General features: G+C 63.0%; 19 protein-coding genes. 11 read left to right on the plus strand and 8 right to left on the minus strand.

The features are described from left to right. Positions 1–2: 2 nt before the first annotated feature. The gene (locus ABJO61_RS07685; RefSeq protein WP_348325429.1) at positions 3–992 is read right to left on the minus strand and encodes an MDR family oxidoreductase; all 990 of its coding nucleotides are present in this window, start codon (positions 990–992) and stop codon (positions 3–5) included. 313 nt (positions 993–1305) lie between these two features. Between ABJO61_RS07685 and ABJO61_RS07690 the strand changes: the two genes are divergently transcribed. After that, positions 1306–1578: a Usg family protein gene (locus ABJO61_RS07690; protein WP_348325431.1), complete on the plus strand. Its 273-nt coding sequence runs from the start codon at positions 1306–1308 to the stop codon at positions 1576–1578. 160 nt (positions 1579–1738) lie between these two features. Here ABJO61_RS07690 and ABJO61_RS07695 read toward each other — a convergent pair whose 3' ends face one another. Together ABJO61_RS07695 and ABJO61_RS07700 are read right to left on the minus strand one after the other, a co-directional pair. Next, entirely contained in the window at positions 1739–3076 is a 1338-nt protein-coding gene (locus ABJO61_RS07695; RefSeq protein WP_348325432.1) for a dihydroorotase, read from the minus strand. Positions 3077–3081: 5 nt separating this feature from the next. Then, the gene (locus tag ABJO61_RS07700; protein ID WP_348325434.1) at positions 3082–4080 is read right to left on the minus strand and encodes a glycosyltransferase family 9 protein; all 999 of its coding nucleotides are present in this window, start codon (positions 4078–4080) and stop codon (positions 3082–3084) included. A gap of 221 nt (positions 4081–4301) precedes the next feature. On the opposite strand from ABJO61_RS07700, the gene ABJO61_RS07705 reads away from it, so the two are divergent. The 3 genes from ABJO61_RS07705 to ABJO61_RS07715 all read left to right on the plus strand — a co-directional run bounded on the left by ABJO61_RS07705 (position 4302) and on the right by ABJO61_RS07715 (position 6557). Then, positions 4302–5180, plus strand: coding sequence for a folate-binding protein (locus ABJO61_RS07705; RefSeq protein ID WP_348325436.1), 879 nt, complete (start codon positions 4302–4304; stop codon positions 5178–5180). Beyond that, on the plus strand, positions 5158–5766 hold the full coding sequence (locus ABJO61_RS07710; protein ID WP_348325438.1) for a DNA-3-methyladenine glycosylase I: 609 nt from the start codon (positions 5158–5160) through the stop codon (positions 5764–5766). Before ABJO61_RS07705 ends, ABJO61_RS07710 begins: the two co-directional genes overlap by 23 nt. A 122-nt stretch (positions 5767–5888) precedes the next feature. Beyond that, entirely contained in the window at positions 5889–6557 is a 669-nt protein-coding gene (locus tag ABJO61_RS07715; RefSeq protein WP_348325440.1) for a polymer-forming cytoskeletal protein, read from the plus strand. Positions 6558–6564: 7 nt separating this feature from the next. Here ABJO61_RS07715 and ABJO61_RS07720 read toward each other — a convergent pair whose 3' ends face one another. Further along, on the minus strand, positions 6565–7209 hold the full coding sequence (locus ABJO61_RS07720) for a pyridoxamine 5'-phosphate oxidase family protein (protein WP_348325442.1): 645 nt from the start codon (positions 7207–7209) through the stop codon (positions 6565–6567). A 168-nt stretch (positions 7210–7377) separates the two neighbouring features. Between ABJO61_RS07720 and ABJO61_RS07725 the strand changes: the two genes are divergently transcribed. Further along, positions 7378–8502, plus strand: coding sequence for a beta-ketoacyl-ACP synthase III (locus tag ABJO61_RS07725; RefSeq protein ID WP_348325444.1), 1125 nt, complete (start codon positions 7378–7380; stop codon positions 8500–8502). 22 nt (positions 8503–8524) lie between these two features. Here ABJO61_RS07725 and ABJO61_RS07730 read toward each other — a convergent pair whose 3' ends face one another. The 4 genes from ABJO61_RS07730 to ABJO61_RS07745 form a co-directional block, all read right to left on the minus strand. Next, positions 8525–8896, minus strand: a complete 372-nt coding sequence (locus ABJO61_RS07730) for a hypothetical protein (RefSeq protein ID WP_348325446.1) — start codon at positions 8894–8896, stop codon at positions 8525–8527. Positions 8897–8959: 63 nt separating this feature from the next. Next, positions 8960–9820, minus strand: coding sequence for a universal stress protein (locus ABJO61_RS07735; protein ID WP_348325448.1), 861 nt, complete (start codon positions 9818–9820; stop codon positions 8960–8962). Positions 9821–9822: 2 nt separating this feature from the next. Continuing rightward, entirely contained in the window at positions 9823–10728 is a 906-nt protein-coding gene (locus ABJO61_RS07740) for a hypothetical protein (RefSeq protein ID WP_348325450.1), read from the minus strand. Then, positions 10725–13262 (minus strand): AAA family ATPase, encoded by a 2538-nt coding sequence (locus ABJO61_RS07745; RefSeq protein WP_348325452.1) that lies wholly within the window; start codon positions 13260–13262, stop codon positions 10725–10727. Before ABJO61_RS07745 ends, ABJO61_RS07740 begins: the two co-directional genes overlap by 4 nt. 180 nt (positions 13263–13442) lie before the next feature. Here ABJO61_RS07745 and ABJO61_RS07750 point away from each other — a divergent pair, with 180 nt between their 5' ends. From ABJO61_RS07750 to nadC, 6 genes are all read left to right on the plus strand, one after another. Next, positions 13443–14078, plus strand: coding sequence for an HD family hydrolase (locus tag ABJO61_RS07750; RefSeq protein WP_348325454.1), 636 nt, complete (start codon positions 13443–13445; stop codon positions 14076–14078). A gap of 81 nt (positions 14079–14159) precedes the next feature. Next, positions 14160–14720, plus strand: a complete 561-nt coding sequence (locus tag ABJO61_RS07755) for a protein-tyrosine phosphatase family protein (RefSeq protein ID WP_348325456.1) — start codon at positions 14160–14162, stop codon at positions 14718–14720. Positions 14721–14726: 6 nt separating this feature from the next. Continuing rightward, complete coding sequence (locus ABJO61_RS07760; protein ID WP_348325458.1) at positions 14727–15782, plus strand: NAD regulator; 1056 nt, start codon at positions 14727–14729, stop codon at positions 15780–15782. A gap of 234 nt (positions 15783–16016) precedes the next feature. Next, positions 16017–17090: a quinolinate synthase NadA gene (gene nadA, locus ABJO61_RS07765; RefSeq protein WP_348325460.1), complete on the plus strand. Its 1074-nt coding sequence runs from the start codon at positions 16017–16019 to the stop codon at positions 17088–17090. A gap of 40 nt (positions 17091–17130) precedes the next feature. Beyond that, positions 17131–18744, plus strand: a complete 1614-nt coding sequence (locus ABJO61_RS07770) for an L-aspartate oxidase (protein WP_348325462.1) — start codon at positions 17131–17133, stop codon at positions 18742–18744. Beyond that, positions 18741–19604 (plus strand): carboxylating nicotinate-nucleotide diphosphorylase, encoded by an 864-nt coding sequence (nadC, locus tag ABJO61_RS07775; RefSeq protein WP_348325464.1) that lies wholly within the window; start codon positions 18741–18743, stop codon positions 19602–19604. Before ABJO61_RS07770 ends, nadC begins: the two co-directional genes overlap by 4 nt. Positions 19605–19666: the final 62 nt, after the last annotated feature.

Raw genomic sequence — 19666 nt, forward strand, 5'->3', positions numbered from 1 at the left:
CGTCACGCGTTCACATCGACGATGGCGCGGCCGCGCACCTTGCCTTGCAGAATTTCGCCTGCAAGCTTTGGCACATCGTCGAGCTTCGCGCGGAAGCTCATCGCTTCGAGCTTCTTCATGTCGAGATCAGTGGCGAGACGAGCCCATGCTTCCTCGCGCTTTTCCTTCGGCGCCATGACGCTATCGATGCCCGCGAGCGTGATGCCGCGCAGAATGAATGGCGCGACGGAGGCCGGCAGGTCCATACCCTGCGCGAGGCCGCAAGCGGTAACCGCGCCGCCATATTTCGTCGAGGCGAGGACGTTGGCGAGCGTGTGGCTACCGACGCAATCGACGGCGCCCGCCCAGCGTTCCTTGCCGAGCGGCTTGCCGGGTTCGGACAATTCGTTGCGGTCGATGATCTCGGCAGCACCGAGGCCTTTGAGATAATCCGCTTCGGAGGCGCGGCCTGTGGAGGCGATGACGCGATAGCCGAGCTTCGCGAGAATGGCGACAGCGACGGAGCCGACGCCGCCCGCCGCGCCCGTGACCAGCACATCGGAGCCCGGCTTCACGCCATTCTTTTCAAGGCCGAGGACGGAGAGCATCGAGGTATAGCCCGCCGTGCCGATGGCCATTGCCTGTTCATTGGAAATCGCATCCGGCAGCTTCACCAGCCAGTCGCCCTTCACGCGCGCCTTCTGCGCATAGCCGCCATTATGGCCCTCGCCGACACCCCAGCCATTCAGCACAACGCGGTCACCCGGCTTGAAATTTGGATTATCGGATTTCTCGACCTTGCCCGAAAAGTCGATGCCCGGAATGAGCGGCCAGTTGCGGATGATCGGCGCAGCGCCGGTAATCGCGAGGCCGTCCTTGTAGTTCACCGTCGAATAATCGACGGCGACGGTAACATCGCCCTCCATGAGATCGGCTTCGGTGAGGTCTGCGAATTCGACCTGCGGGGCCTTGTCGCCCTTCGATACGCGGATGGCGCGGAATGTCCCTGTCATTTCCTGTCCTGACTTCGGTTTTTGGCGCCTTGAGGCGGCTTTTTGAATGTCTGTTGGCGACAAACGAGCCCAAATCAGCCGCTGGGTCAAGCAGCGGGAGCCGCGGGCCTCGGCGCTCTGGCACTCACCTGGCCTGGCGAGTGCTAGTTCATTGATTTCATTGAACGAATCGCAGCATTCGCATGTTTGTCAATCTCGACGCGTGAAATTTTCACGACTAGGATTCACTTGTTACGAGGCTCTTTTGATTTTCGGCGATTTACGGCGATTTGCGGCGTTGCCGTCTGGATTCAAGCGATCTGGAGGTTCAAGCGTGAGACAGGTTTCGGAACTGAAGAAGCTCATCGAAGGCTACCGGCTGGTGACAGCCGAAATTCTCTACCGGATGCCCGACCATCCAAAGCTCCTGCAAAGCTATATCTGGCAGGACTACGACCTGGAGCCGAAATATCCGGCGCTGTCCAAATTTCTGGATTTCTGGGGACGCGAGCTCGACGGACCGATTTACTCGGTGCGCGTGGGCACACGCCGGGTGATCCATCCGAGCGAGTTCGTGCGGGCGGATTTTTCAGAGATGCTGCATTAGAGGGGGTTGAGAGAGCCCTCCACCACGTCGCCCTGACCCCCTTCCGGCGGCTCGTTCACGGCGTATTTTCTTGCCGTGATGCCAAGACGTGGATGGCCCGCCGCCTTAATTCCAAGGGAGGGTCGGGCGTGACCTATTCTTGTTTGTTTCGTCCCGGTTGTTAGTGACGTGGCAGGGCCTCGACGAAGGTGATGGGCTCACCCGTCGCCTGCGCCGCAAGTTCGTCTTCCCACATGGCGCGATGGCCGCGCACGACAGTGCCCACCGGCCAGCCCTTCACCTGCATGCCGTCATAAGGCGTCCAGCCGCATTTCGAGGCGATCCACTTGTTCTCGATGGTGCGTGTTGCGCTCATATCCACAATCGTGAGGTCCGCGTCATAGCCGACCGCGATGCGGCCCTTGCGCGACATGCCAAAAATGCGCTGCGGGCCCGCGGACGTCAGGTCCACGAAACGCTGCAGCGTGAGGCGGCCTTCGTTCACATGGTTCAGCATGACGGGAACGAGCGTCTGCACGCCGGGCATACCGGAAGGCGACTTCGGATAGGGCTGCGCCTTTTCCTCCGCCGTGTGCGGGGCATGATCGGAGCCGATGACGTCGACGATGCCCGCGGCGAGACCTGCCCAGATGCCGTCGCGATGCTCCACCCCACGAATGGGCGGGTTCATCTGCGCATAGGTGCCGAGCTTCTCGTAGCATTCGGGCGCGGCGAGCGTGAGATGTTGCGGCGTTGTTTCCACGGTTGCGATATCCTTGTTCTGCGCAAGGATTGGCATTTCGTCTGCCGTCGAGATGTGCAGCACATGGATGCGCTTGCCCGCCTCGCGCGCGAGACGCAGGACACGCTTGGTGCAAATGACGGCGGCTTCCGCGTCGCGCCAGACAGGATGCGTCTCGACCTTGCCAAGCAGCGCCAGCTCGCGACGCTCACGCATGCGGAACTCGTCTTCCGAGTGGAAGGCAGCGCGACGGTTGATCGCGCGCAACACGCGCAGCACGTCTTCGTCCTTTTCCACGAGCAATGTGCCGGTGGACGACCCCATGAAAACCTTGATGCCGCAGCAACCGGGCGTGCGCTCGATCTCGGGCAGGATATCGACGTTCTGCGTCGTCGCTCCGCCATAAAAGGCAAAGTCGCAATACATGCGGTGACGCGCGCGATTGACCTTGTCGGTGATGGCGTCGGGGTCTGTTGTCGGCGGGGCGGTGTTCGGCATTTCGAAAACGGAGGTGACGCCGCCAAGCGCAGCGGCGCGGCCGCCCGCTTCGAGGTCTTCCTTGTGTTCGTTGCCAGGCTCGCGCATGTGGACCTGGCTATCGGTCACACCGGGCAGGACATGCAGCCCCTTCACATCGACAATCTCGGCGGCATCGGCGCGCGAGAGATCGCCGATGGCGGCGATACGACCGTCCTTCACCGCGATATCGGTTTCGCCGATCCCGTCATGATTGACGACGGTGCCTCGGCGGAAGATGAGATCGTAGGTAACGCTCACGGGGCTTATCCTTTGTCGGACCGGGATGATCCATTGTGACCGGCATTCTGGCCGTTCGGCGCGGTTTTCGCCAGCAGGCCGGCGGCTGCGTCGTAAACGGTGCCGACGGCGAGGTCTTCCATGAAATTGCGGCCGCTCAACAGGAAATCCTCGCCTTCCTCGGCCCTGATTTGCTCCAGCGAACGCGGCACACGCACAGTAACGGCTTTCGGTCCCCAGGGCGCGTAGATCGCATCCGCCGTCGGCCCGAAAAGACCAATGGTAGGCGCACCGGCGGCGGCGGCAAGATGCATCAAGCCGGAATCATTGCCGATATAGAGGCGGACACGCGCGAAACAGGCGCCCACTTCATCAATGCCCGCGCCGACGAGATCGATGCGGCGCTCCGGCGGCACGGCTTCGAGGACCGGGCGGCAGGCCTCGTCCTCGCCGGGGCCACCCGTGACAAGCAGATGCGCACCTTCCATCGGACCGCCGGGACCGAGAAGACGGCGGGCGAGTTCGGCGAAACGGTCCACCGGCCACATCTTGTAGGGCCAGGCGGCTGTCGGCCCGATCGCAAGTACGCTCACCCCATCGGGAATTGTCTGCCGGGCCTTTTCCGCCATTTCCGCGCCCGGCCAGAGGCGCGGGGACGGCACAGGGGCCAGCCCCACGGCCTTCGCATTGTGTTCGACACGGTGAAGCGTGTGCTCGGGCTTGAGAATCCGGCGGTCGAAGGTCCACAAAAGCCAGGCTGTCGCGGAGCCGCGCAGATCGACCACGATGTCGAAACGGCGGAACATGGTGGCCTTCAGAAGCTTGCGCCAATGGCCGATGCGCTTTGCCTTGCGCATCTCGATGATGCGTGTGACGCGGGGCGCGTGAGCGAAGACGGGGACGGCCAGCGGCCCGCAGGCGACCCAGAATTCGGCCTGCGGGTAGCGGTCCATCAGGCCGCCGAGCACGCCAGTCGAGAGGACGGCATCGCCGATACGGTTGGACGCAATGAAGAGAATTCGCATTTACGGGTCCGCGAACGGCCTGAGATTCGGACGCGGCGGCGGCGCCTCCGCAGTTTCCGGTTACAGGCGGGTTATAGGGGGCATGAGAGGACGTGCCAAGTTCGGCAGACTTCTGTAGCTTCCTTGCAGCGTGAGGCGACCGGCCCTAAATCTGGAGGCCGGAACAAAACGAGGCACTACTTATGTCAGGGGCACTTCCTACGGAGGCTCTGGCTTCGCCCTTGAGCGGGCGCGGCGTTCTCAGGATCGCAGGCGAGGAAGCACGCAGCTTTCTGCAGAATCTCGTCACCAATAATGTGGAAAAAGCCGGACCGGCAGAGGCCGTCTATTCCGCCCTGCTGACACCGCAAGGCAAATTCCTGTTCGACTTCTTCATCGTGGAAGAGCCCGGCGGCGGGGGCGCACTGCTCCTCGACTGCGACGGCGCACGGGCGGGCGACCTCGCAAAGCGGCTCGGCATGTACAAGCTGCGCGCCAAGGTGACGATCGAGGATCGGAGCGAGGCGTTGGGCGTCGTGGCGTTCTGGCATGAGGATGCGAGCCCGATGGCGGAGGGGCCGGGCTTCGCAGACCCGCGGCTGCCCGGGATGGGGCGGCGCGCGATCCTGCCAAAGGGCGAGATTGACAGCGCGATCAAGGCCGCCGGGGCCAAGGCCGCGAGCGAGGATGCCTGGCACCGGCTGAGAATCGGGCTTGGAATCGGCGATGCCGCAAAAGATTTCGAACCGGACCGGACCTTTCCCCTTGAGGTGAATTTCGACGAACTTAACGGCATCGACTTCCACAAGGGCTGCTATATCGGCCAGGAAGTGACCTCGCGCACGAAGCGGCGCGGCAGTGTACGCAAACGGCTGCTGCCAGTGCATGTGGAAGGTGACATGCCCGCGCCCGGCACCCCCATCAAGGGCGGCGCGCGCGAAGTCGGCACCCTTCTATCCACCGATGCCGAGACGGAACGCGCGCTGGCGCTCATTCGGCTCGATCTCGTGCGCGCCTCGGTGCTGGAAGCGGAAACCGCAGAAATCCGCCCGGAAATCCCCGTATGGCTGCCGGCCCTCGCGGCAGAGGGAGACGATAATGGCGATACCGAAGGCGAGTGAGGCGGGGCGCTGCCCCTGGCCGGGCGACGACCCGCTTTATGTCGCCTATCACGACGAGGAATGGGGTGTGCCGGAATATGACGACCGGGCGCTCTTCGAGAAGCTGATCCTTGACGGTTTTCAGGCCGGGCTCTCATGGATCACGATCCTGCGCAAGCGCGAGAGCTTCCGCGAAGCATTCGACGGGTTCGGACCTGACATCATCGCGCGCTACAAGCCCGCGAAGGTCGAGAAACTGCTGGAAAATGCCGGGATCATCCGCCATCGCGGCAAGATCGAAGCGACCATCGGCAATGCACGCGCCTGGCTCGACATGAGGGAGAAGGATGAAGGCTTCTCGGATTTTCTGTGGAGCTTCACCGATGGTGTGCCTCAACAGAACAAATGGAAGAGCATTTCCCAGGTGCCTGCCGAAACGCCGATGAGCGTTTCAATGTCGAAGGAATTGAAGAAGCGCGGCTTCAAATTTTGCGGACCGACGATTGTCTATGCGTTCGCGCAAGCCGTCGGCATCGTCAACGATCATCTTGTGACCTGCCCGCGCCACAAGACTTGCTCCGCATTGGCGCGAAATCAAAACAAATAATTAAGCGGCGTTATGCGCTTCTGTTCGCACGCCATCAATGTTCCGCCACATTGTCGGCACATGCGGGCCACGTTGCGCCCTTAGCTTTGCTTCCGTTCCAGCCAGCGGAGGGGATTCCAAAAATGTTCAAGCGCCCCAAGGGTGTTTCCGATACCGATCCAACGCCATCGCCGGGTTCTCCCGGCGCACAAACTGCGAGCGTTGATCCGAAACAGACACCGCCCGACACCTACCCGGAAGACCGTGAACGCGACACCGACAACGCCGCGCGTTCCATCACACCATCCTACCAAGCAAGGAAGCCGACCGTGCGCACTCTTCAATCGACTGCCAGTTCCTCCACCTCGTCGACGCCCACTGCGGCGAACCTGCATGTGGGGCGCGGGCTCAAGCTCGAAGGCAAGATCCAGTCGTGTGACTCGCTTGTGATCGAAGGCGATGTGCAGGCGACGATCGAGAGCGGTACACTGACGATTTCCGAAACCGGCGAGGTTCGCGGCGAAGCGACCGTCGATGCGGCGGAAATCAACGGCAAGTTCGACGGCACGCTGACCGTGAAGAAGTGTCTGACAATCAATTCGTCGGGCCGTGTGACGGGCACCGTGCATTATGGCGAGCTCAAGGTGGAACAAGGCGGCCAGGTCAGCGGCGAAATCCGCGCCGAAGGTGCCGAAGGTGCCTCCGACAAGCCGCGCCTCGCGTCGTCGAGCAGCAAGGACGAGAGCAAGAAGAGCGACGACAGCTCCCCGGCTTCCGGCAACAGCTCCAGCCGTACGGCCTCGATGATCTGATATCCCGTCAGGGATAGAGCCATTCCCCACGCGCCGCGTCCGCCGAAAAGCGGATGCGCGCGCGGCGGTGGCCGGAGCGGCTCAAGACAAGGATATCCGCCTCCTCGAAGATGAATTCAAGGAGCGCAAAATGCCTGCGCCCTTCCTCCAGCCTTTCGAGCGGCGGAATAATTCCTTCCACATCCTGCGGCAGGCCCGATACCGGGCCGGATGAAAGCGCGCCGGGCGCGGCCTCGGCGAGATAAGCGCGGCGGCTTGGCGGCGCGGCGCTTGCCCATGCCGCATCGGCGAGGGAGCCCTGGCGGTGAATCGCGGCCTTTCCAGAAAAACGAGCCTGAATATCGCAGGCCGGATCGTAGAAAAGCAGGGAAGCGCGCGGGTCCGCGGCGATCTCGGCCACCTTGTGCGAGCGGGCATCGGTGAAAAAGGAAAAGCGGCGCGCCTCGCGCTCCAATGCCCGCAGGATCACCGTACGCATGGCAGGAGCGCCATCGGCTGCAAGCGTTGAAAGCGCTGGTTTACGCAAGGGCGAGGCGGCATTTTCAAGCCCCGCTGCCGGAAGAGCCAGCGCCAGAGCCGCCATATCCCCAAGCGTCAGGGTCCTCAGCGCCTCTCCCTCCAGCGGCATGGAGGGAAAATCCATCACCGGCATCGTGGCTCCTTCCTTCGTAGCTGTTTCTGTTTCCTCGGCAGTAGCATCGCCGGGACGGCTGTTCTATTTTATCCGGGCGGCAAGGGGAGCCGCATAGCGCATTTCGGGCACAAGAAAACTCCACATTCCGGGATGCGCGCCGGCAGCAAGATCAGAATCAGGTGAACAGTGACCAAAGTCGTCATCAGCGGGACGGGCGTTTTCACGCCGCCCAACTCCGTCAGTAACGCGGAACTCGTCGAGACCTTCAACACCTATGTGCGCAAGCATAATGAGGAAAACGCCGCCGCCATCGAGCGCGGCGAAATGGAGGCTCTCGCGGAATCGAATGTCGAATTCATCGTCAAGGCCTCAGGTATCGAGTCACGCTATGTGATGGACAAGTCGGGCATCGTCGACCCCGATATCATGGCACCGAGGCTTCGCCAGCGTTCGAACGACGAGCCATCGATCCTGGCCGAGATGGCGGTGGACGCCGCCCACAAGGCGATGAAGCGCGCGAACAAGACCCCCGCGGATATCGATGCGGTGCTTGTGGCCTGTTCGAACCTCGAACGCCCCTACCCTGCCATTGCCGTCGAAGTGCAGGATCTGCTCGGCATCGAAGGCTTTGGTTTCGACATGAACGTCGCCTGCTCGTCGGCCACTTTCGGCATCCAGACCGCCTATGACATGCTGCGCTCGGGCTCGGTCGATTGCGTGCTGATCGTCGACCCGGAAATCTGCTCGGGACATCTCAACTTCCGCGACCGCGACAGCCATTTCATTTTCGGCGATGTATGCACGGCGATCATCCTCGAACGCGAGGAAACCTGCACGGCGAAGGGCGCGTGGGAAATTCTCGGTACGCGGCTGATGACGAAATTCTCGAACAACATCCGCAACAATTTCGGTTTCCTCAACCGCGCAACGCCGGAAGGGATCGGCGCGAAGGACAAGCTCTTCGTGCAGGAGGGCCGCAAGGTCTTCAAGGAAGTCGTGCCGATGGTGTCGCAGCTCATTCTCGACCATATGGCCGATGAGGGGCTCGACCCGAAAGACCTGAAGCGCATGTGGCTGCATCAGGCGAACAAGAGCATGAACGACTTCATCGGCCGCAAGGTTCTGGGCCGCGACCCGGAACGCAGCGAGCAGCCGAACATCCTTCAGGAATATGCGAATACGAGTTCGGCAGGCTCCATCATTGCCTTCAGCCAGTTCAGCGAAGACATGAAGGAAGGCGATCTCGGGCTTATCTGCAGCTTCGGCGCGGGCTATTCCGCAGGCAATGTGCTGGTGAGAAAGCGCGCCTGACGACGCGCTTTCTCAATTCGCATCATTTCTTCAGCGGCTCGATGGTGACGATGCGGAATGTCTGCATCTCGCCATCCTGTTCCAGCACCGAGAGATATTCACCCAGCTTGAACTCGTGGCGGTCGAGCTTGAAAAAGGGCTCGTCTGCCTCCGGCGTCGATACGTCGTAATCGATCGACCAGCCGCGGCCAATATGGCGCAAAAGACCCTTCTGGTCGGGCTCGCCTTCCCAGAAACGGCGCACGGTGCATTCCTTCGAATGGGCTTTCCATCCTTCCGGGTCGAGCATCATGTCGCCATCAAGCGGGACGATGAGATCGTAGCCATGCGCGGGCGAACCGTTCGGATAGTCTTCGTTGCGGGCGAGACTCATATGGACGTGATAGAGGGTCATTCGGTCTTCCGTTCTCTTTTTAATTCGGTGTGTCTTCAGAGCGCCGGGTTCAGTGCGCCCGGTTCAATGCGCCATAAGCACGGGGATCGTGGCGTGGGAGCGGATATGCTGAGTCGCGCCGCCGATGATGAATTCGCGCAGGCGGCTGTGGCTGTAGCCGCCCATGACCAGCAGATCGGTCTTCGCCGCCTCTGCCTGTTCCAGGAGAACCTCGCCCGCCGCGCGGCCCGCCGCATCGACAAGATGCACATCGGCCACGACGCCGTGAAGCTCCAGATAATCAGCAAGGGTCGAACCGGGGCCCGGATCGAGCTCCTTGCCGCCGATGCAGAGGATCGTGACCTTCTTCGCCTTTTCGAGGAAGGGAATAGCCGCGGTGACGGCATGGGCAGCCTCCGCGCTTTCATCCCAGCCGATGCAGACCGATCCGCCAACGGGGTTCCAGGATTTCTGCGGGGCGATCAGCACGGGACGGCCCGCGCTCATCATTGCCGCTTCAAGCGCGGTGCCGCCCGCGACGCCGCTCGTTCCTTCGCCAAAGACGATCAGGTCCGAAAGGCGGCTATGCGAGGCGACGACTTCATCGCGCCTGCCCGTGACATCGAGGAAGCGAACCGAGGGAAGTTTCACCTCGCCGCCCTTCTCCGCGAGGGGAACGCCCGCATCCCCGGCAATCTTCGCGAGGGCCGATTTCACACGGCCGGACGCCTGATCGGCGCCTTCGCGGGCCGCCTGCATCAGATCCTCGATCACCTGCCCGGACACGCCGTCGCCGAGATAAGGCAGGGCTTCCGTCGGGTCGGCCCGGGCGAAAAGGACGACAAGCTGTGCCTCGAACGCGCGAGAGACGGAGAGTGCGGTCGTAAGCACTTCGACATCCTCCGCCCTTCCTGCCAGAGGAACGAGAATTTTGCGGACGGACATGGTCAGTCTCCTTTGTTGTTGTCTTCAGTGCCTGGCGCCGGCGCGAAGAGAGAACCGCGCTCTTTGCCGAGCAGCAGAACAGGGCAGCCTGCGGCAGCCGAAAGGCGCGCCGCATCTTCATCGCCGCCAAGCCAGTTTGCATTTATCACAAGCAGTCCGACACCCCCGTGACGCGCAGCGGCCGCGACATCGGCAGGCGTTTTTCCCTTTGCGGGGAGGCGAAGGAAGCTGGCGCCAATGCGGGAGGCAAGCGTTTCGGCGAAGGCGCTGCAACTTTCGCCTGCGCTCGATCCGTCATCGACCACGCCAACGGGACGGCCGGGCAGCACGGGCTGAAAGGCCGGGCGAAGGGGCGGCGAGGCGCGCAAGGGCAGCGCACCGCGAAGCCCGGCGCTGCCCGATACAAGAAGAACATCGGCCCGTGCCTCGCTCGTCGCGGCGCGAACGGTACGGCCGACCTCGCGCACGGATTCGCCGGGCGCACGGATAACAAGCGTATCGCCCGAGGAGGCACTTGCCGCAAGCGAGGAAAGCGGACGGCCGCGACGCACATCGAAGCTCCAGTCCACATGCGCTTCGCCCGCAATGCGCGCAAGCATGCGCCGCGCGCTTTCGGCCTGCGCCTTCATGGCACGGAGCATGCGCTCGGGATCGAGCGCGCGCACATCGCCGGAAAAGGAAATCTCGCGGGCGAAAGGAAGGCTCGCCAGCGCGACCAGATTATCGTCCTCCACGAACACGCCCTTCAGGCGCGCATCTGCGGAGGCAGCAAGCCGCGCGGCAAGGACCAGCGTTTCGCGAGCGACGAAGGAGGTGTCGAGGCCGATCACGATGCGCGGCACGGCGCCATCGCCTTCCTGCCCGTCCGGCCCCCTGCGCTGCGTCCTGTTCGCGGGGCTTGCCATCATGAGCCCCTCTTGCTGCTGGCGCTTTCGTCCGAACGCTGGGCAAAACGGCGCTGGTTGTCGGCGAAGGCGGCGAGACGTTCTTCCGCCCGGGCGAAAATCGACCCTGCCGGGAAGTGACCGTCCGCCCCACGCGCACCGGCGGGGGCGCCCATGAGAAGTTCCACGCCCTCCTCCACATGCTCCACAGGATAAATTGCGAACACGCCGCGATCCACCGCATCGACGACATCCTGCCGGAGCATCAGATGCTTCACGTTCGATGCAGGAATGAGCACGCCCTGATCGCCGGTGAGGCCACGGCGCATGCAGATGTCGAAAAAACCTTCGATCTTGTCGTTGACGCCGCCGATGGCCTGCACCTCGCCGAGCTGGTTTACCGAGCCCGTAACGGCGAGACCTTGTGTTATCGGCGCTTCGGCAAGCGCGGAAATGAGCGCATAGAGTTCGGCGGAGGACGCGCTGTCGCCGTCGACGCCGCCATAGGACTGCTCGAAAACAATGCTCGCGCTCATCGAGAGCGGGATCTCGGGCAGAAACTGGCCCGAGACATAACCGGAAAGAATGAGCACGCCCTTGGTGTGGATCGGGCCGCCAAGCGCCACCTCGCGCTCGATGTCGATGACGCGGGCGGAACCCAGCCCCATGCGCACACGCGCCGTGATGCGGCTCGGGCGACCGAAGGTGATGCTGCCCATGGACAGAACGGAAAGACCGTTCACCTGACCGATGCGCTCGCCCTCCGTATCGATCATCACGATGTCGCGCGTGATCATTTCGAGGCTGCGCTCGCGCAGGCGGTCGGCACGGGCGATCTGCGCCTCGACGGCCTCGTCCACATGGCCGGCGGCAATTGCCGCTGCGCCGCCGCTCCGCGCGATGTGGTCCGCCTCGCACATGAGGTCGACGATGGGGCGCATGACCATCGAGAGCTTTTCGGCATCTTCCGCCTGACGCGAAGAGCGTTCGATGATGCGGCCGACGCCGGAGCGGTCGAGGGGCAGCAGGTTCTCCTCGCGGCAGGTGCTGGCGAGAAGACGCGCATAGAAGATGTCGTTCTCGGTCTCGCGGTCGATCTCGTCTTCGAAGTCGGCGGCAACCTTGAAGAGTTCGCCGAAATCCGGGTCGAGATTGCTCAGCATGTAATAGAGGTAGCGGTCGCCGAGCAGGATCACCTTCACGTCGAGGGGAATGGGATCGGGTTCCAGCGAGACCGTGCTGACGAGGCTCATATATTCGCCCGCGCTTTCGATCACGAGCTTGCGGCGGCGAATGGCACGCTTCAACGCATCCCAGGCGAGCGGCTCGCGCAGAAGTTTCAATGCGTCGATCAGCAGATAGCCGCCATTGGCACGGTGCAGCGAGCCCGGCTTGATGAGCATGAAGTCGGTGACGAGCGCGCCCATCTGCGGCATGTGTTCGACGCGCCCGAGCAGGTTCGCCATTGTGGGATGATCCTCATAGAGGATCGGTGCGCCGCCGCCGATATAGCCGCCCGCATCGGCGATGTCCTGCGCGCGCGAGGTCGCGGCGCCGCCCTTGCGGGCATCGGCCGAGTTGTCGACGATCACGTTCACTTCATAGCGGCGGAAGGGATCGCTCTGTGCGAAGCCGCCGCCCCGCCCCTGCATCATGGCCTGCATGGCGGCCATGACGCGCTGCTGCTCGTCGTTCTCTCCTTCGCCGCCACCGCTCGCGAACATGCCGATATTCGCGACAAGGTCTTGCGTTACATCGTCCAGCCAGCTGGTGACCGCGGGCAGTCCCTCGAAATGGGAACGCAGATCGCACATCGATTGTGTAACGGCACGCTCGGCGACTTCCTTGTTCAGCTCACCGATATGCTGACGATGTTCCTTTTCCCAGCCAGGCAGGCGCTCAAGCGTTTCGGCAAGTTCCTTCTGGAGAGACTGGATCGTCGCCTCGATGCGCTTGCGGTCTTCCTCCGGCAGCTTGTTGAATTCTTCGGGCTTCAGGACATTGCCGTCATGTACGGGCGCGAGCGCGAAGCCCGCGGGCGTACGCAGCAGCGCGATTTCCTGCGCCTCCGCCTTGCCGCGCAACTCCTCGAAAGCCTGTTCCTGCCGCTCCTGATATTCCTCGTCGATGGACTGGCGGCGGTTCTGATATTCCTCACTTTCGAGGATCGAGGGGATCGTGACCTTCAGATCCTCGATCAGCCGGTCCATGCCGTCCTTCATCAGGCGGCCCGTTCCCGCACCGAGTTCGAGCGCGACGGGTTTGTGTGGCGTGGTGAAGTTGTTCACATAGGCCCAGTCGGAGGGGGCGCGTTCCTTCTTCGCGGCGCCAGCGAGAAAGCGCAGCACAGCCTCGTGCTTGCCCGCCCCGTCCGGGCCGAGCACGAAGATGTTGTAGCCCTGACGGCGAATGGCCGTGCCGAAGCGCAGCGCATCAAGCACACGCTCTTGTCCGACGAGGCCTGTGTGGTCGTCGAGTTCGGCTGTCGTGGCGAATTCGAACTGGCTCGTATCGCAGGCGCGATAGAGGAGTTCGGAGGGTATGGGGTCGACGGCCATATTGCTGATCTTGCCTGTTCAGTCTTATTGCGGGTATTTTCCGCGCCGGGCTGCAGCAGAGCTTATCCCCATGCGCATCATGGACAAAGCCGCCGTTTCGCTGCAATTGGACAGTTCCGCGCAGGCGGTTCATTCTCCTTGATCGACAGCAACCTCGATGCCCCTTAAGTTCCGGCTTCCATGACCACGCCCAAACGCAAATCGGCGGCCCGGAAGCCCCAGACACAACCCCGCGCCTGGCAGCGCATGCTGAGCGGGCGCAGGCTCGACCTGCTCGACCCCTCGCCTCTCGACGTGGAGATCGACGACATTGCGCATGGGCTGGCGCGCGTTGCCCGCTGGAACGGGCAGACGCATGGCGACCACGCCTTCACGGTCGCCGAGCATTGTGTGCTGGTGGACGATATCTGTGCGCGCTTCCGGCCCGGCTGGCCCACCAAATGGCGGCTCGCGGCCCTGCTGCACGATGCGCCGGAATATGTGATCGGCGACATGATCAGCCCGTTCAAGGCGGCGCTCGGGATCAACTACAAGGCCTTCGAACATCGTCTCGAAGTGGCGATCCATCGCCGTTTCGGACTGCCGGACGAGCTGCCGCAGGCGGTCGAAACGCTGATCAAACGGGCAGACCATGCCTCGGCCTTTTTCGAGGCGACGCAGATTGCGGGCTTCTCCGACGAGGAAGCGGCCGAGTTTTTCGGGCGACCCCGCGGGCTCACGCCGATCGTGATCGAGCCCTTGCCGACGACGAAGGCGCAGGCCCGGTTTCTGGCCCGTTTCCGGGAGCTTACCGATAGCCGGAACGCCGATAAGTAGCGGTTTCCTCTCGATTTACGCCCGGGTTTGCACAAATTTGTGTTATTAGAATCGTATAGTCGATTCCGATGCGGGCGCGTCATGCGAGTCCGCGAGACCGGCACCGCAATCCCCGAGCGAATGATGATTTATGTGAGCCCTCTGAGCGCCGTCGAAGATGCGATAAGGGATGTCAGGCCCTCGCATCTCGTGAGCCTGCTCGACCCCGAAACGATGATCGACACGCCGCAGGGCGTTATCCCCACGCAGCATCTGCGCCTTTCGGTGAACGATATCTCCGAGGAGATAGACGATCTGGTGCCACCAGGTGCGGGACATGTGGCGGAACTCATTGAGTTCGTTCAGGGCTGGGACCAGGAAAGCCCGCTGCTGGTTCATTGCTGGGCGGGGATCAGCCGCTCGACGGCAGCCGCCTTCATCACGCTTTGTGCGCTCAATGAAGGCCACCCTGAAGACGACTTCGCAAAGCTCGTGCGCGCGCGCGGCGCCCACGCTCATCCGAACCGGCTGATGGTGCGCCATGCGGATCAATTGCTGAAACGCGACGGTCGCATGTCGGCCGCAATCGAGGCACTCGGGCCGGGACGCGCCTGCTGGGAAGGCGAACTCTTCGCGATCCCCCTTCGCCCCGGCCACGACTGAGGCTGCATGGAAAAGGCCCCCGCAAAGCCCTCCGTCCAGTCCGCCGCCGAAGCGGCGATGCGCTCCGACAAGGCCGTCGTCATCGGGCTCAATGCCGCTATCGTCACCGTTTCCGATTACGGGCCGAAAATCCTCGTCGTGCCGCATGACGAGGCGGACGGCACCGGCGGCTGGGACGCACTGCCCTTCGGTCCGTTCAATCCGCTGGAACACCGCACACTCGAAATCGGTCTGCGTTCCTGGGTGCAGGAGCAGACGCAACTCGAACTCGGCTATGTCGAACAGCTCTACACGTTCGGCGATCGTGGGCGTCACTCGCTGGAAATCGAGGCGCCGGGCGAGCATGTCGTCTCCGTCGGCTATCTCGCGCTGACGCGCAGCCATGACGAAACATTGAAGGGTGCTGCCTGGCGCGACTGGTATCAGCACTTCCCGTGGGAGGACTGGCGCGAGGGAAAGCCGCCGATTATCGATCAGGTGATCGTGCCATTGTTGCGCGAATGGGTGGCCAAACAGTCGGAGGCGTCACCGCCGGAACTCGCGCGAGGCAAGCGCCGCGACCGGATGCGGCTTTGTTTCGGCGTCGATGGTGTCGCGTGGGACGACGAGAAGGCGCTGGAGCGCTACGAACTTCTCTACAGCGCGGGCCTGCTGCTCGAAGCGGCGCGCGACGGACGGCCGAACGCGCAACATCTCTTCCAGGGCAAGGCGCCGCAACTCGGGCGGCCCATGCAGTTCGATCATCGGCGCATTCTGGCCACGGCGATGAGCCGGCTGCGCGCCAAGATCAAATATCGTCCCGTCGCCTTCGAGCTGATGCCGCCGGCCTTCACGCTGTACGAACTGCAAAAGACAGTGGAGGCGCTGCTCGGCCTCCATGTTCACAAACAGAACTTCCGCCGCCTCGTCGAGAATGCAGGGCTGGTGGAACGCACGGGCCGTATGTCCACCCGCACCGGCGGCCGCCCGGCAGAGCAGTTCCGCTTCCGCCGAGAGGTGCTGAATGAGCGCCCGGCGCCCGGCCTCAAGCTCGCCCCATCGCGCAGCCGGGCAAATAGCTGAGCGTTTTCAGTATGTTATACGAATAGATCAGCCGTATATTTCGTCTTGAATCTCATTGTCATCCCACCAACATAAAGTGCGTTGACGCGGCTAATGCTCAGTCGTAGCATAAGCTCGAATTTGAGCCCGGCCCCCCTTTCCCGGTGAGTATCGCGTAAAGATGGGTGTCGGCGTTTTTGATAGCCCCTTTATACTCACTTTGAGCATATAAGGTGGCGGACTAGGGAGGTCGATATGGCCCTCGCAGGTGAAATGCAGCGGAAGACGGGCACAGAAAAGCCCGCGGCGCGTCAGTTCAAACAGATGGACATGCCCGAGCTCGAATATACGCCCGGCATGGCAAAGGAAATGGCGCCTCTCTACGAGAAGGTGAAACACGTCATTCCTTCCGTCGAGTGGCCCTTCTTCGCGCCCTATATCCACGCGATCAACACGCTCAAGAAAGAGCGCGGCGCGGTCGTGCTTGCGCATAACTACCAGACGCCGGAAATCTTCCACTGCGTGTCGGACATTGCGGGCGACAGCCTGCAGCTCGCCAAGGAAGCGGCGAAGGTCGATGCCGACGTCATCGTCCAGTGCGGCGTTCACTTCATGGCCGAAACCTCGAAGCTGCTGAACCCGCAGAAGACCGTGCTCATTCCCGATGCGAAGGCGGGCTGCTCGCTCGCCGATTCCATCACGGGTGCGGATGTGCGTCTGCTGCGTGAGACCTATCCCGGTGTGCCGATCGTGACCTATGTGAATACGTCGGCAGAGGTGAAGGCGGAAAGCGACATCTGCTGCACATCTTCAAACGCATTGCAGATCGTCGAGAGCTTCGGCACGGACCGCGTACTCTGCATCCCGGACGAGTTCCTGGCGAAGAACATCGCCAAGCAGACGGATGTGACGATCCTCACCTGGAAGGGCCATTGCGAAGTGCATGAGCGCTTCACGGCGGAGGAACTGCGCCAGTACCGCAAGGACGATCCGAACATCGTCATCATCGCGCATCCCGAATGCCCGCCCGAAGTCGTCGAGGAAGCGGACTTCTCCGGCTCGACTTCCGGCATGATCAACTGGGTGAAGGAAAACCAGCCCAAGCGCGTCGTCATGGTGACGGAATGCTCCATGAGCGACAATGTGGCGGTGGAAAACCCGAACGTCGAATTCGTGCGGCCCTGCAACCTCTGCCCGCATATGAAGCGGATTTCGCTGAAGAACATCCTCGAAAGCCTTGTCTATATGCGCGAGGAAGTGACCGTCGATCCGGCGGTCGCCATGCGCGCACGCCAGGCTGTCGAACGGATGATCAATCTCGGCAACTGAGCCGCCCGTTACTTCGGGGGGTCATTCGGAAGGTGCTGTCATGACACAAGGCAACATCGTCGATGCCGGCGACGTTCTGATCGTCGGCGCGGGCCTTGCCGGCCTTTTCACGGCGCTCAAGCTCAGCCCGCGTCCCGTGACGGTGCTTGCGGGCGCGCCTATCGGCGACGGCGCCTCGAGCGCCTGGGCGCAAGGCGGGATTGCCGCCGCCATCGAAGCGGGCGACACGGCACAGTCCCATGCGGCCGACACGATTGCGGCGGGCGCGGGCACGGTCGACGAGGAAGCCGCACTCTCCATTGCAAGCGAAGCCGCTATCCGCATCGAAGACCTGCTCAGGCTCGGTGTGCCCTTCGACCGTGATATCGAGGGCAAGCTCGCGGTCGGCCGCGAGGCAGCGCATAGCCACCGGCGCATCGTTCACGTCAAAGGCGACCAGGCGGGCAAGGCGATCATGCAGGCGCTTGTCGCGGCCGTGCGCGCCTGCCCCTCCATCCGCGTGATGGAAGGGCTCTCGGCCTATGAACTCGCCATCGAGAACGGGCGCGCAGCAGGCGTCTTTGCGCGGCCGGCCAATGCGGTCACCGCGCCGCAGCCCCTCCTCATCAAGGCACGTTCCGTGGTGCTCGCATCGGGCGGCGTCGGCCAGCTTTTCGCCGTCACCACCAATCCGCTCCAGGCGCGCGGCGAAGGCGTGGCCATGGCGGCGCGCGCGGGCGCACTGATCGCCGACCCTGAATTCGTGCAATTCCATCCGACCGCCATTGCCGGTGCGCGCGATCCCGCGCCCCTCGTCACCGAGGCGCTTCGCGGCGAAGGCGCGATCCTTGTCAACAAGGCAGGCCAGCGCTTCATGACGGCGATCCATGAGGACGCGGAACTCGGCCCGCGCGACATCGTTGCCCGCGCAATCTTCCGCGAGATCGCAAGCGGGCGCGGGGCCTTTCTCGATGCGCGCCCGGCGCTGGGAACACGTTTCGCCGAAGCCTTCCCGACCGTCTACGAGAATTGCCGCTCGCTCGGCATCGACCCGGCGCGCGAGCCCATTCCCGTTGCGCCTGCCGCGCACTACCACATGGGCGGCATTCACGTGGATGCGCGTGGCCGCAGCACGGTGGAAGGCTTGTGGGCCTGCGGTGAAGTCGCCTCGACGGGCATGCACGGTGCGAACCGGCTCGCAAGTAATTCGCTGCTCGAAGCCATTGTCTTCGGGGCGCGCATTGCTGCCGATGTCGATGGCTCCGTGCCGGAAGGCCGCGCGACGCAGGACATCGCGCCGCCCTTGATCGGCTCCGCCACATCGCCCGACACACCCTTCGTGGATCAGCTCCGCCAGATCATGACAACGCATGTCGGCGTCGAGCGCGAAGGCGCGGGCCTTGCATTTGCGCTCACCGAAATCGCGCGGCTCGAACGCGCAGCGGGACCGGCCAGCCTCTTTGGCAATATCGCGACGACGGCAAAGCTCATCGCCGCTTCCGCCTATGCGCGCGAGGAAAGCCGTGGCGGCCACTATCGCACGGATTTTGCCGAGCCCCGCGCGCCCTGGCGGCACCGCACATTCACCACGCTGAAGGAAGCGAACCGCATTGCGGACGCGGCGACCGGTGTCCTGCCTGCATCGCAAACAACAGAAACACAGGCCAGCGCATGATCCTGTCGCCGCTCCCTTCGCTCATGATCGAGCCTGCCGTGCGAGCTGCACTCGCCGAAGATCTCGGCCGCGCTGGTGACATCACCACGCAGGCGACGGTGCCCGCCGAAGCAAAAGCCCGTGTGCTTCTCAATGCGCGCGAGAGCGGCCGTGTTGCCGGGCTCGATTGTGCGCGCATGGCATTTCGTCTCGTGGACCCCTCGCTCAAGGTTGCCATCGTCAAGGGCGATGGCTCGGATGTCGAACCGGGAGAGACCATCGCCGCCATCGAAGGCCCCGCGCGCGGCATTCTCACGGGCGAGCGCGTGGCGCTGAACTTCCTCGGGCACCTGTCCGGCATCGCGACCTCGACACGCGAGATCGCGCGCGCGATCGAAGGCACGCAGGCTCATGTCTGCTGTACGCGCAAGACAACGCCGGGGCTGCGCATATTCGAGAAATATGCCGTGCGCGCCGGTGGCGGCATGAACCATCGCTTCGGCCTCGACGATGCCGTTCTCATCAAGGACAACCACATCGCCGTTTCCGGCGGCATCGCCGCCGCCATTACCCGAGCCAAGGAAGCAAGCGGCCACATGGTGAAGATCGAGGTGGAGGTCGATACGCTCGACCAGCTCGACGAGGCACTGAAGGCCGGTGTCGATGCCGTGCTCCTCGACAATATGAGCCCGGAGACGCTCACCGAGGCTGTCCGCCGCATCGACGGTCGCGCGATTGCCGAAGCATCAGGCCGCATCACCGCGAAGACGGCGCCCGCCATCGCCGCGTCAGGCGTCGATCTCATCTCCTGCGGCTGGATCACGCATTCCGCGCCCTGCCTCGATATCGGCCTCGACTTCGATAGCCTGACGGCCTCCTGACCTCTTCGCGCTTCCCCGTTTGCGATAACTGGACTACGGTCCACAAAATCAAAACACAAACG

It is taken from the genome of Parvibaculum sp., assembly GCF_039973015.1.
In the GTDB taxonomy this organism is placed as follows: Bacteria; Pseudomonadota; Alphaproteobacteria; order Parvibaculales; family Parvibaculaceae; genus Parvibaculum.

Coding starts and splice junctions, on each gene's coding strand:
- ABJO61_RS07720 (WP_348325442.1), bottom strand. CDS start 7,209: ATGCCGGTGATGGATTTTCCCTCCATGCCGCTGGAGGGAGAGGCGCTG.
- ABJO61_RS07745 (WP_348325452.1), bottom strand. CDS start 13,262: ATGGCCGTCGACCCCATACCCTCCGAACTCCTCTATCGCGCCTGCGAT.
- ABJO61_RS07730 (WP_348325446.1), bottom strand. CDS start 8,896: ATGACCCTCTATCACGTCCATATGAGTCTCGCCCGCAACGAAGACTAT.
- ABJO61_RS07735 (WP_348325448.1), bottom strand. CDS start 9,820: ATGTCCGTCCGCAAAATTCTCGTTCCTCTGGCAGGAAGGGCGGAGGAT.
- nadA (WP_348325460.1), top strand. CDS start 16,017: ATGGCCCTCGCAGGTGAAATGCAGCGGAAGACGGGCACAGAAAAGCCC.
- ABJO61_RS07685 (WP_348325429.1), bottom strand. CDS start 992: ATGACAGGGACATTCCGCGCCATCCGCGTATCGAAGGGCGACAAGGCC.
- ABJO61_RS07760 (WP_348325458.1), top strand. CDS start 14,727: ATGGAAAAGGCCCCCGCAAAGCCCTCCGTCCAGTCCGCCGCCGAAGCG.
- ABJO61_RS07710 (WP_348325438.1), top strand. CDS start 5,158: ATGGCGATACCGAAGGCGAGTGAGGCGGGGCGCTGCCCCTGGCCGGGC.
- ABJO61_RS07750 (WP_348325454.1), top strand. CDS start 13,443: ATGACCACGCCCAAACGCAAATCGGCGGCCCGGAAGCCCCAGACACAA.
- ABJO61_RS07740 (WP_348325450.1), bottom strand. CDS start 10,728: ATGATGGCAAGCCCCGCGAACAGGACGCAGCGCAGGGGGCCGGACGGG.
- ABJO61_RS07700 (WP_348325434.1), bottom strand. CDS start 4,080: ATGCGAATTCTCTTCATTGCGTCCAACCGTATCGGCGATGCCGTCCTC.
- ABJO61_RS07770 (WP_348325462.1), top strand. CDS start 17,131: ATGACACAAGGCAACATCGTCGATGCCGGCGACGTTCTGATCGTCGGC.
- ABJO61_RS07715 (WP_348325440.1), top strand. CDS start 5,889: ATGTTCAAGCGCCCCAAGGGTGTTTCCGATACCGATCCAACGCCATCG.
- nadC (WP_348325464.1), top strand. CDS start 18,741: ATGATCCTGTCGCCGCTCCCTTCGCTCATGATCGAGCCTGCCGTGCGA.
- ABJO61_RS07755 (WP_348325456.1), top strand. CDS start 14,160: ATGCGAGTCCGCGAGACCGGCACCGCAATCCCCGAGCGAATGATGATT.